The following is an 11,977-nucleotide window of genomic DNA, read 5'->3' as shown; positions in this document are numbered from 1 at the left end:
GATGTGCCGTTTCGGCCCAGGCGTGCGGCCGAATCCGCCCTTGTCTTCAAGGTGCAGGGTCGCTCCCCGATGGTGAACCATCTGAGGCGGAGCGGAACTCCGTCTATACGCCAGTTGCGACTGCTAGCAGCATAGCAACGGGACGCCTGACGCGCACCGTCCTGTGGAGAGGTCGGGCAGCGGTGGGGGCCGGTGTGTCAGGATGGCCCGACGCTTGTTCACCCTCCGAACAAACCCCGTTCCAGCCCCCACGATCCCGCGTCGCCGACGCCGAAGGAACCGCGCATGAGCCTGCTGCCCCGCCCCGTCTCGCAGACCACGGACGCCTCCGCTCCCCCGTTCCGGTTGTCGGCGGATTCGGTGATCCGTACCGACCCGTCGGCGGCGACCACGGCCCGGATCCTCGCCGACGCCCTGCGCGCTTCCACGGGGTTCACGCTCCCGGTCGAGACCACCGGCACAGAGGAGGCCGTGGACTCCGCGGGTGCGGACATCACGCTGTCGATCGACCCCCGCCTGTCGACGACGAGCGGGGCCTACCGCTTGACCGCCGCGGCCTCCGGTGTCGAGATCGTCGGCGCGGACGCCGGCGGGGTCCACCACGGCACGCAGACGCTCAGGCAGCTCCTCCCACCGGCCAACTGGGCACCGACGGCCGGCGCACAGGACTGGACCATCACCGCCACCGTCATCGACGACGCTCCGCGCTTCGCCTACCGCGGCGCGATGCTCGACGTCGCGAGGCACTTCTTCACGGTCACGCAGGTGCAGCGGTTCATCGACCAGATCGCCGCACTCAAGCTCAACCACCTGCATCTGCATCTCACCGACGACCAGGGGTGGCGCCTCGAGATCGCCGGGTGGCCTGAACTCACCGGGATCGGTGCGGCGACCGCGGTCGGTGGAGGCACGGGCGGCTCGTACAGCGCCGACGACTACCGGGCGATCATCGAGTACGCCGCCGATCGCCGCGTCACGATCGTCCCCGAGATCGACGTCCCCGGACACACGAACGCGGTCCTCTCGGCGTATCCCGAACTCAACCCGGACGGCGTCGCCCGCCAGCCCTACACCGGCACGGAGGTCGGCTTCTCGAGCCTCGACATCCATGCCGAGTCCACCTACACGTTCCTCGAGGACGTGTTCACCCAGCTCGCCGCGATGACCCCGGGCCCCTACCTCCACCTGGGCGGCGATGAAGCGCTCGCCACCGCTGAGGAGGACTTCCTCCACTTCGCCCGTCGGGTGTCCGAACTGGTCGCCACGACCGGGAAGACCGCCATCGCTTGGCACGAGTTCGGCACGTCACGCGACCTCGCTCCCGGCACCATCGGCCAGTACTGGAACTACGTCTCCCCCGAGGACGGTCACGCCGACAAGCTGCGCTCGTTCGTGGATCAGGGCGGGCAGGTCATCATGTCGCCGGCGGACGCCGCCTACCTCGACATGCAGTACCCCGACGTCACGGCGGCCGGCCTCACCTGGGCGGATGGCCCGACGAGTGTCGAACGCTCCGCCGTCTGGGAGCCGACCGAGATCGTCGAAGGCGTCGGTGAGCAGGACATCCTCGGCGTCGAGGCACCGCTCTGGACGGAGACCGTGGCCGACGTGCAGACGCTCGAGTTCCTCGTCTTCCCCCGGGTCGCGTCCATCGCGGAGATCGGCTGGTCGGAGCGACGCGCGCCGGACTGGAGCGACTTCCGGGTCCGACTGGCCGAGCTTGCCCAGGGCTGGTCGGCCGCGGGCATCGCCTTCCACCGCTCCCCCGAGGTCAGCTGGCTCGACTGATCCGAGCGACGGTCGGAAAAGCGGCCGGGAGTGATGCTCGCCCCCGAGCACCACTCCCGGCCTGTCGACGGGTACGCACGAAGGCGCCCCCTCCCGTCGAGATCTGCAACGTTTCGGGTCCGTTGCCCGATGCACACCGGCCGTGGCGCGCATCGTGGCCGTCCGAGGACGACCCAGCCGGGTCCCCGTCGCCGGGAATCCTGCTGTTCATCCTGAGAGAGTGCCTCCCGAGCAGGTCATGACGCGGTTTCCCAGAACAATCGAAACGGATCTTCCTCGGCGCCAGCGGCTGTCCGCGAGACACCTCGTGCCAAGATGAGGAATCGGCGTCATGATCCCGCTTCACCCGACTCTCTTGAGCGGGCACGGTGCCCGGAAGTGCGCAGCTCGCAGACGGAGGCATCATGAGCCTGGACACATCCCCGGCTTCATCGCTCACCGAGCGATCGGATGCCGAGCTCATCGAGCGCACCCGAACGGGCTCGCAGGACGCCTACGCGGAGCTGTGGCGACGGCACTCGAACGCCGGACGGACCGTCGCCCGGTCCGTCACCTCGAGCCTCGATCCCGACGACCTCGTCTCGGAGTCCTTCGCACGCATCTATCAGGCGGTCCGCCGCGGGAAGGGACCCACCGGCGCCTTCCGCCCGTACCTGTTCACCACCATCCGGAACACGGCGGCCGCATGGGGCCGCTCGCGTCGGGAGACCTCGCTCGACACCCTGGACTCATTCGAGGACCCGGACACGAACGAGGCCTCCTCGATCGAGGCCCTCGATCGCAGCCTGAGTGCCCGAGCGTTCCGGAGCCTGCCGACCCGGTGGCAGGAGGTGCTCTGGTACACGGAGATCGAGGCGATGACGCCTGCGGAGGTCGCGCCGCTCCTCGGGATGAAGGCCAACTCGGTGGCCGCGCTCGCTTACCGAGCACGCGAGGGGCTGCGCGAAGCGTGGATCCAGGCGCACCTGCAGGCCGTCGACGACGATTCGGAGCACGCCTTCACGATCAGCAGGCTCGGATCGTACGCGCGCGGGAACCTCTCCGCGCGGGACACGGCCAAGGTCGAGTCGCACCTGGACACCTGTCAGCGGTGCACCATCGTGGCCGCTGAGGCGAAGGAGGTCGGCTCGCGCATGGCGCTCGTCCTCCTCCCCCTCGTGGCAGGCGCCGCCGGTGCGGCCGGCTACACCGCGTGGTTGCAGACGAACGGTGCGCCGACGACCGCGGTCGCCGCGATGCCGGCCGGCGTCACCGGCGGGGTCGCACTGACGGCGCACCTGAGCAGCTCGGTGGCGGCCTCCGGCGGAGCAGCGGCTTCCGGTGCAGCCGGTTCCAGTGGTGCCGCGTCGGGTGCCGGCGTCGCGTCGGGTGCGGGCGTCGCGGGTGCTGCGACGGCAGGTCTCTCCGGTGGCATCATCGCCGCGATCGGCGTCGGCGTCGTCGCGGTGGTGACCGCCGCCGCGCTCGTCCTGGGTCCGGTGGTGTTCCCGCACGGAGCAGACTCGGCGACCTCCGTCTCCGCCGACGAGACCAGCGACCCCGTCGCCGCGCCGACACCGGGCGCGACTCCGACCACGGGTCCGACGACGTCGCCGTCCGCGCCGACGACCCCGACACCCTCGGGACCGGCGCCCACGCCCCGGCCGACGCCCGGCACGGGCCCAACGCCGCCTCCGGTCGCCGAGCCGCAGGTCCCGTCGCCGACGGCTCCGCCCGTCGCCCCTCCCGTCGATCCCGTCGACCCGGTGGACCCTGTGGATCCGACTGACCCCGAGGAGCTTCCGGCGCCGACGATGGCCGCCGACACCGGTGGCGGCTTCCTGTGGCCTGCCTTCAGCGGTACCGCCGCGGCCGGCGCCACCGTCGACATCCTCGACGGCGACGTGGTCGTCGCGTCGACGGTCGTGCCGGCCTCCGCTCGGCCGGCGTCCGCCACAGCCGCTCCCGAGACCGCGACCTGGTCGACCGGCCCGATCGACCTCGGCCGCACGGGCACCTTCGCCCTGACCGTCCGCCAGACCCTGGGCGACGAGGTCTCCGTGTCCACCGAACCGGCCACCCTGTCGATCAGCGGGCCGGCCGTCACCGGGCTCCGGACGGTGCTGTCGGTGCAGTTCCTCGATCCGACCGGCCCGCTCGTGGTCGTCGGTGCTCCGAACGGCGAGGTCGGATACACGGTCGACGGTGGTGACGAGCAACGCGTCGCGCTCGACGCCGACGGTCGAGCGACGCTGACCGGCGCCGCCGTCGCCGTCGGGTTCCACGAGCTCAGCGTCTGGAGCGTCGACCCGTCAGACCCATCGCGCGTGGGACCTGCGACCTCCGTCGAGTACCTCTCGCTGACCGGGCTCCTGAGTACCGACGCCGCCGTCGATCCGGCGACGGCCCAGCTCCCGGAAGCGGTTCTGGACACCGCACCGGAGGCGGTTCCCGCTCCGGCCCCGGTTCAGGTCGTCGTCGACCCGATCACGGACCAGACCCCGGTGGAAGCGGCTCCCCCGACGGAGACGGACGTGCCGAGTACGACCGAACCGGCTCCGACGACGGAGACGGAGACAGAGACGCCGGTGGAGACCGCGCCCGACGTCACCGCGCCCACCGATGGCGCAGACGCCTCACCGGCGCCGACGACGGACGAACCGGCTGTGCCGTAAGCGGTCCCGCTCAGCGCGTCCGCAACGGCTCGTGCTCGATCAGACGGACTCGCGCCTGCGGGTGCGCAGCACGTCCGCCGCGAGGAGCGAGGTCGCGACCACGGCCAGGCACACGTACACCCACGGCAGCACACCGAGACCGATCTCGGCGAGGAGCAACGCGCCGAGCGCCGAGCCGCCACCGATTCCCGTGTTGAACGCCGTCGTGTAGAACGCGTTCGCGGTGTCGCGGATGCGCGGGCTCGCCGCGTGCAGGAGGCGCGTCTGCATGAGCGGCGGCAGCATGCCGAAGGCCGTCCCCCAGAGGAAGAACGCGACGAGCGCACCCGGAAGCCAGCCTGCCGAGAGGGCGAGGACGCTCACCATGGCGGCAGACACGGTCAGGGCGACGAACAGGCCCGTGGTCGCACGCCTCGCGAAGACGCTGCCGGTGAGGATGAGGCCGATCGCGCCCGCGACGCCGTAGACGAGGAGGAGGATGCTGAGCTGGCCGGCCGGGACACCGACCTCGCCGATGAGGAACGGCGCGATGTAGGTGTAGAACGCGTAATGGCCCGCCATGATGACGCCGACCGCGATGCAGACGATCGCGACCGGGACGATGCTCGGATCACGACCCGTGGCACCCGAGGCGGCCGCGTGCGACTCCTCCCGACCGACGGGCGGCAGCTTCCACCACACGACGACGGCGCCGAGGAGCATGGCCGCGGCGAGCACGCCGAACGCGAGTCGCCAGCCGAGCGCGTGCCCGAGCGCGGTGCTGAGCGGGACGCCGAGGACGAAGGCGAGCGTGCCTCCCGCGATCGTCACGGACACGGCGCGCGCGAGCTGCTCCTTCGGGACCAGGTGACCGGCGTACGCGCCGACGACCGCCCAGAAGACGCCATGGGCGAGCCCGCCGAGCACCCGGGTGGCGACGAGGAGCTCGTAGTTCGGGGCGAGCGCGCCGAGACCGGTGCTCACGCCGAGGACCACGATGACGGCCACGAGCAACGCGTGCCGCGGGACACGCCTGGTGAGGTGGATGAGCGCGGTGCTCGACAGCACCACCGTGAACGCGAACACGCTGACAAGGAGCCCGATCTGCGACTCGGTGACGCCGAGCGAGGTGCTCATCTCCGGGAGGAGGCCGGTCGGGATCATCTCGCCGGTGACGGAGAGGAAGGTGCCCGCCGCGAGCGCGATCAGGCCGACCCAGGGGAACGGCGGTGACGTCGGCTTGGAGGGTTCGGCGGCGCGCGCCGAGGAGGGCGAAGAGGAGGTCATCGGATTGCTCCAACGATGGCGTTCACTCGTCGGCTGACGTGGCGGACGAGTTCGTCTACGCGCTGATGTGCGCGCCCAGGGTCAACCGACATCCGGCGACCGCGGACGAGTCTACCCGAGGGCGGGAATGCGGAGGGCTCGATCCGACGTTGCAGCTGACGTGAAGGTGACAGAGAGGCCGCTCATGCGCATTGCAGAACTCGCTGAACGAACGGGTGTCCCGGCCACCCGGCTCCGCTCCTACGAGGAGGAGGGACTCCTGGCGCCCGTGCGCGCGTCGCACGCGCCCGAGGAGTACGAACCGTCCGCGATCGACCACGTCGTCACGGTCGACAACCTGTTCGACGCGGGGCTCACGACCCGTCTCGTGCGCGTGGTCCTCGATCTCGACGACGCACGCACCTCGCGTGCCGTGCCCGACTGCTCCCGCGCGACGGCCGAGTCGCTCCACGCGCAGATCGCCTCGATCGACGCCCGCATCGACTGCCTGCGACAGAGCCGCGAGACGGTGCGGTCGTACCTGCGGCAGTCCTCCCACGCCGACCTCGTCGACGAGCGGTCCGTCCCTGCGGCTTGAGCCGTCGGGTCCCGGTAACCTGAGTCGGTGACGAACTCGACCGATCCCTCCGCTGTGCCATCGACCACGCACGAGCGCTCCGTCCACTGGGTGCTCTCGATCATCTGCGAGGACCGGCCCGGCATCGTGCACGCGATCAGCGGTGCGATCGTCGAGGCCGACGGCAACATCACCGAGAGCCAGCAGTTCTCGAGCGATGACACCGGGCGGTTCTTCATGCGGCTCCAGGTCGAGGCGGCGGTCTCGCGCGAGCGCTTCGAGGCGGCCATCGCACCGGTCGTCGAGCGGTACGCCCTCCAGTGGCGGCTCGACGTCGTCGGTCGTCCGCTCCGGACGCTCGTCCTGGCCTCGACGGCGGCACACTGCGTCAACGACCTCCTCTTCCGTCAACGGGCCGGCCAGCTCCCGGTCGAGATCCCCCTCGTGCTCAGCAACCACGGTTCACTCCGCGATCTCGCCTCCTTCTACGGCGTGCCCTTCGAGGCGCTGCCCGTGACGGACGCCGCCTCGAAGGCGGCGTTCGAGGCCAGGGTCGTCGAGGCCGTCGAGGAGCACGACATCGAGCTCGTCGTCCTCGCCAGGTACATGCAGATCCTCTCCCCCGAGCTCTGCGAGCGCCTCGCCGGTCGCGCCATCAACATCCACCACTCCTTCCTGCCCGGTTTCAAGGGCGCGAACCCCTACAAGCAGGCGCATGCGCGCGGCGTCAAGCTCATCGGTGCGACGGCGCACTTCGTGACGAGCGACCTCGACGAGGGACCGATCATCGAGCAGAACGTCGTCCGCGTGGACCACTCCCGCTCCCCCGCGGAGCTCGTCGCCATCGGCCAGGACGAGGAGAGCCGCACCCTCACCCAGGCGGTGAAGTGGTTCGCCGAGGACCGCGTCCTCCTCGACGGTGCGCGCACGATCATCTTCCGCTGACCCGGAGCGGGCTCGCTGCCACGCGCCGTAGAATCGTGTGGTGTCTGAACGAACTCCCGCCGACGTGAAGATCGGCCCCAACGAGATCCTGCGGTTCTTCCTCGAACTCTTCGCCTTCTTCTCGCTCGGCTTCTGGGGCGTCGCGGTGTGGCCGTTCCCCCTGAACGTGGTCGTCGGGATCGCCGCGCCGGTCGTGGCGATCATCCTCTGGGCGCTGTTCCTCTCGCCGCGCGCCGTGATCCGCATCGACCTCTACGGCCAGGCGGTCGTCGAGCTCCTCATCTTCGCGGCGGCGGCGCTCGCCTGGTTGCACCTCGGGCAGCCGATCATCGCGACCGTCTTCGCCGTGGTCGCCGTCGCCAGTGGTGTCGTCCGCGGCCGGAAGCAGCTCGCATGACCGAGCTCCTGATCCACTCCGCCACCAAGGTCGACGTCGACGGCCACCAGGACGCCTTCTGGCTGCACGCGGTCGACGGGGTCATCCGCTCCACCGGCACCGGCGACGACTGGCGCTCCATCCCCGTCGGCGACGGCGCATCCGTCCACAACGCACACGGCGGCCACCTCACGCCGGGGTTCATCGACCTCCACGTCCACGGTGGCGGCGGGTCGTCCTTCGACGACGGACGCGACGCCATCGGACGCGCACTCGCGGTGCACCGGGCACACGGGACCACGAGGACGCTCATCAGTCTCGTGTCGAACCCGGTCGACGCCCTCGTCGCGAGCCTCGAGGGGATCGCCGACCTCGTCGCGGAGGATCCCCTGGTCCTCGGAGCCCACCTCGAAGGTCCGTTCCTCTCACCGGCCAAGAAGGGCGCGCACGACCCCGGGGCGCTCATCGACCCGAGCCCGGCGGTCGTCGAACGCCTCATCGACGCGAGCCGCGGCACGCTGCGGCAGATCACGATCGCCCCTGAGCTGCCGAACGCCCTCGAGGCGATCCAGGTCCTCGTCGAGGCCGGCGTCATCGTCGCCGTGGGTCACACCGACGCCGACGAGGCACTGACGAAGACGGCGTTCGATCTCGGTGCCCGACTCGTCACCCACGTGTTCAACGCGATGAACGGGATCCACCACCGTGCGCCCGGACCGATCATCGCCTCCTTCGCCGACGAGCGGGTCACGGTCGAGCTCATCCTCGACGGCGAACACGTGCACCCCGACGTCGCCAAGCTCGCCTTCGAGCGGGCCCCGGGCCGCGTCGCACTCATCACCGACGCGATGGCCGCAGCCGGCTCTTCCGACGGCCGTTACCTCCTGGGCGCGCTCGAAGTCCAGGTGACGGACGGTCTGGCGCGGCTCGTGGAAGGCGACTCGATCGCCGGCTCCACGCTGACGCTCGACCGGGCGCTCCGACTCGCCGTCGCGAGCGGTGTGGCGGCGGACGCGGCGGTCGGTGCCCTCACGAGCACCCCGGCCCGTGTCCTCGGCCTCGCCGACCGCTTCGGTCGGCTGGCCCCGGGATACGCCGCGGACGCCGTCCTCCTCGACCACCAGTGGAACGTCCAGGCGGTCTGGGCCGACGGATCAGCCCTGCCGCGATGACGATGCAGACCGTCCTCGACGCCCTCCGTGACGCCCTCGGCGACGCGGTCTCGACGACGGACGCCGTCCTCGCGGACGCACGGTCCGACAAGTCGGGTCACGTGTCCGACGCCCCACCGATCGCCGTGGTCTCCGCGCGCTCCATCGAAGACGTCCAGACGGTCATGCGGATCGCCACCGCGACCGGGACGCCGGTCGTGACGCGCGGCGCCGGTACCGGATTGGCCGGCGGCGCGCTCGGCGGCGCGGGCGAGATCGTCCTGTCGACGCTCGAGATGCAGCGCGTCCTGGAGATCAACGAACCCGACCTCCTCGCGGTGGTCGAGCCGGGCATCATCAACGGCGCCTTCAACGACCTCCTGCTCGCCCGTGGACTCTGGTTCGCGCCCGACCCGGCGAGCCGCGCGATCTCGACCGTGGGTGGGAACATCGCGACCGGTGCCGGCGGCCTGCTGTGCGCCAAGTACGGCGTGACGCGCGACGCCGTCCTCGCCCTCAAAGTGGTCCTGGCCGACGGACGGCTCATCAGCGTCGGGCACCGGAGCGTGAAGGGGGTCACCGGCCTCGACCTCACGAGTCTCATGGTCGGCTCCGAGGGCGTCCTCGGCGTCATCGTCGAGGCGACCGTCCGCATCCGGCGCGTGACGCCGGGCACCGTCGCGACCATCGCCGGGTACTTCCCGAGCGTGGTCTCGGCAGCAGAGGCCACCGCCGCCGTCACCGCGTCCGGTGTCCAGCCGTCGATCATGGAACTGCTCGACCCCGTCGCGCTCGTCGCCGTGCACCGCTACCTGCAGCTGCCGACCCCGACCAGCGGCGAGGCGCACGTCGTGATCCAGACCGACGGCCCGAACGCCGAGGCGGAGGCCGCTGCAATCCTCGAGGTGCTCCACGCCGGCGGCGGGCGTGCCGAGATGTCCACCGACCACGCGACGGGTGAGCACCTGTTAGCCGTCCGCCGCGCCCTGCATCCCTCGCTCGAGCAGTTCGGCACCCCGCTTATCGAAGACGTGTCGGTCCCCCGCAGTCAGTTGGCGGCGATGTTCACGGCGATCGGCGAGATCGAGCGCCGGTACGGCATCTCCATCCCCACGGTCGCGCACGCGGGCGACGGGAACCTCCACCCGAACTTCGTCTTCGAGGGTGTCGAGGTACCAGACCTCATCTGGCAGGCCGCCGACGACCTCTTCACCACCGCACTGCGGCTCGGCGGTACCCTCACCGGCGAGCACGGCATCGGCCTGCTCAAGAAGCGCTGGCTCGGCGACGAGCTCGGCGAAGATCAGCTCGCGCTCCAGCACGGGATCAAGCGGCTCTTCGACCCGGAGAACCTCCTCAACCCGGGCAAGATGTTCTGAGACCCTTCGACAGGCTCAGGGACCGGAATGAGGGGCGCTCACGGACCGGAATGAGGGGCGTTCAGGGACCGGAATGGGGCGCGCTCAGGGACCGACGACGGGCGGCCGGAGGCAGGCTCAGGGACCGGAACAGGCTCCGGGAACGGCGACAGGCCCAGGGTCCGGACGGATCCGGTCCCTGAGCCTGTCGAAGGGTGTTACGCGAGCGATGCCTGTCGGGCGACGACCTGCGCGAGCACCGCGGGAGCCAACGGGTGCTCGGGAGCGAGGCCGGTGACCTCCTCGACGAAGGTGCCCGGCGCGAGCTCGTGGAGCTTCGCCTGCAGGTGGACACTCTGCTCGTCGTCGGCGACGTCGAACTCGAGCGCGGCACCGATGGCCGAGACGAGGGCGTCGTGGGCCATGCCGCGCTCCGCCAGCTCTGCGGCGGGTCCGATGAACCGCTCGGTCCGGCTCAGCTTGCGCAGCGGCTGCCGACCGACGCGCTCCACGGTGTCGGGCAGGTGCACGTTCGCGAAGCGACGGAGGATCGTCTCGCGGTACTCGCGTTGCGCGTCGACGTCGAGCCCGTGCTTGGCGACGAGCAGCGCGGAGGTCTCCTCCAGCACCGCACCGACGGCTACGGCGATGGACGGCTCGGCGAGTGCTTCGGCGATGGTCCCGATACCGGCGCGCGCACCGAAGTAGGCGACGGAGGCGTGGCCGGTGTTCACGGTGAAGAGCTTCCGCTCGATGTACGGCGCGAGCTCCTCGACGAAGTGGGCACCGGGGATCGACGGCAGCGAGCCGTTGAACGCCGGGGTCTCGATCGCCCACTCGTAGAAGGTCTCGACGGTCACGTCGATGCCCTGCCCGGCGGGCTGGCCCGGGACGATGCGGTCCACGGCCGTGTTCGCGAACACGGCCCGGGTCGACAGCGACGCCCAGGCCTCGTCGCCGACCGCCTGGCGCACCTCGGTGGCGAGGAGGTCGGTGGCGTTGATCGCGTTCTCGCAGGCCATGACGGCGAGCGGAGCGGCGTCGGCCGGACGGGCGGCGATCCCACGCGCGATGACCGGAGCGACGAAGCGCAGGATGGTCGGCCCGACGGCGGTGGTCACCACGTCGGCGGTGGCGATCTCCTGGACGAGGGCCTCCTCGTCGGTGGCGCTGTTGATCGCACGGAACCCGGTGACGACCGTGTCCTTCGCGCCGTCGCCCACCTCGTGCACCGTGTAGCTGTCGGCCGCGGCGATCGCATCGAGGAGCTCGGCGTTGACGTCCGCGAAGACGACCTCGTAGCCACCCTCGTGGAGGAGCAGGCCGACGAAGCCGCGCCCGATGTTGCCGGCGCCGAAGTGGACGGCTCGCATCACTCGTTGACCTCGCTCAGGAGCGCGTAGAGCTCCTCAGGCGTCTCGGCTGCGAGCAGCTTGGCGACCTCGTCGTCCTCGGAGAAGATGATGGCGATCTTGGAGAGGATCTCCATGTGCCCGCCGTCCTTGCCGGCGATGCCGACGACGAAGCGGACCTCGTCGCCGTCCCAGTCGATGGGGGTCTCGTAGCGAGTGAACGACAGGGCGGAATCGCGGACCGCCTCCTTCGCGTCGTTCGTCCCGTGCGGGATGGCGAGGAGGTTGCCCATGTAGGTCGACACGGACTGCTCGCGGGCGAGCATGGCCTCGAAGTACTCGTCAGTCACGGCGCCGGCCGCTTCGAGGGCGTCGGCAGCTCGGCGGATGGCCTCCTCCTGCGTCACCGTCCCGGTGACGATGGTGATCCGATCCTGGGTCAGTACCTGCGACATGTCTTCCTCTGCATTCGTCGTGCGGGGCTCCGCCGGTGCGGTCCGGAGCCGGATGAAGGGCGGTGGATGGAGCCTC

10 protein-coding genes and 1 riboswitch are annotated in these 11,977 nt (G+C 70.6%); of the genes, 7 read left to right on the top strand and 3 right to left on the bottom strand.

Translation table 11 applies throughout. The features are described from left to right. Positions 1–7 precede the first annotated feature (7 nt). Positions 8–126: riboswitch (ZMP/ZTP riboswitch) on the bottom strand. A 159-nt stretch (positions 127–285) separates the two neighbouring features. Beyond that, positions 286–1,788 (top strand): beta-N-acetylhexosaminidase, encoded by a 1,503-nt coding sequence (locus IFU30_RS06895; RefSeq protein ID WP_192004706.1) that lies wholly within the window; start codon positions 286–288, stop codon positions 1,786–1,788. 404 nt (positions 1,789–2,192) lie between these two features. Beyond that, the gene (locus IFU30_RS06890) at positions 2,193–4,442 is read left to right on the top strand and encodes a sigma-70 family RNA polymerase sigma factor (protein WP_192004705.1); all 2,250 of its coding nucleotides are present in this window, start codon (positions 2,193–2,195) and stop codon (positions 4,440–4,442) included. A 39-nt stretch (positions 4,443–4,481) separates the two neighbouring features. Here the strand turns inward: IFU30_RS06890 and IFU30_RS06885 are convergent, their stop codons facing one another. After that, on the bottom strand, positions 4,482–5,708 hold the full coding sequence (locus tag IFU30_RS06885) for an MFS transporter (RefSeq protein WP_192004704.1): 1,227 nt from the start codon (positions 5,706–5,708) through the stop codon (positions 4,482–4,484). Positions 5,709–5,892: 184 nt separating this feature from the next. Between IFU30_RS06885 and IFU30_RS06880 the strand changes: the two genes are divergently transcribed. The 5 genes from IFU30_RS06880 to IFU30_RS06860 are packed head-to-tail and all read left to right on the top strand — an operon-like array spanning position 5,893 to position 10,115. Then, complete coding sequence (locus IFU30_RS06880) at positions 5,893–6,285, top strand: MerR family transcriptional regulator (RefSeq protein ID WP_191940665.1); 393 nt, start codon at positions 5,893–5,895, stop codon at positions 6,283–6,285. A gap of 27 nt (positions 6,286–6,312) precedes the next feature. Then, positions 6,313–7,209, top strand: a complete 897-nt coding sequence (purU, locus tag IFU30_RS06875; RefSeq protein WP_370582583.1) for a formyltetrahydrofolate deformylase — start codon at positions 6,313–6,315, stop codon at positions 7,207–7,209. Positions 7,210–7,249: 40 nt separating this feature from the next. Beyond that, the gene (locus IFU30_RS06870) at positions 7,250–7,606 is read left to right on the top strand and encodes a YrdB family protein (RefSeq protein WP_234993927.1); all 357 of its coding nucleotides are present in this window, start codon (positions 7,250–7,252) and stop codon (positions 7,604–7,606) included. Beyond that, positions 7,603–8,757, top strand: a complete 1,155-nt coding sequence (nagA, locus tag IFU30_RS06865; RefSeq protein WP_192004703.1) for an N-acetylglucosamine-6-phosphate deacetylase — start codon at positions 7,603–7,605, stop codon at positions 8,755–8,757. Before IFU30_RS06870 ends, nagA begins: the two co-directional genes overlap by 4 nt. Positions 8,758–8,759: 2 nt before the next feature. Then, the gene (locus IFU30_RS06860) at positions 8,760–10,115 is read left to right on the top strand and encodes an FAD-binding oxidoreductase (protein ID WP_079706244.1); all 1,356 of its coding nucleotides are present in this window, start codon (positions 8,760–8,762) and stop codon (positions 10,113–10,115) included. A gap of 197 nt (positions 10,116–10,312) precedes the next feature. Here the strand turns inward: IFU30_RS06860 and IFU30_RS06855 are convergent, their stop codons facing one another. Then, positions 10,313–11,467 carry a mannitol-1-phosphate 5-dehydrogenase gene (locus tag IFU30_RS06855; protein ID WP_192004702.1) on the bottom strand — a complete coding sequence of 385 codons (1,155 nt, stop codon included), beginning with the start codon at positions 11,465–11,467 and terminating at the stop codon, positions 10,313–10,315. Continuing rightward, the gene (locus IFU30_RS06850; RefSeq protein ID WP_064296632.1) at positions 11,467–11,901 is read right to left on the bottom strand and encodes a PTS sugar transporter subunit IIA; all 435 of its coding nucleotides are present in this window, start codon (positions 11,899–11,901) and stop codon (positions 11,467–11,469) included. Before IFU30_RS06850 ends, IFU30_RS06855 begins: the two co-directional genes overlap by 1 nt. Positions 11,902–11,977 lie beyond the last annotated feature (76 nt).

It is taken from the genome of Plantibacter sp. CFBP 8798, assembly GCF_014841195.1.
Lineage (GTDB): Bacteria > Actinomycetota > Actinomycetes > Actinomycetales > Microbacteriaceae > Plantibacter > Plantibacter auratus.
Note: the sequence above shows the minus strand (reverse complement) of the source record. Positions and strands in the feature narration are given on the sequence as shown.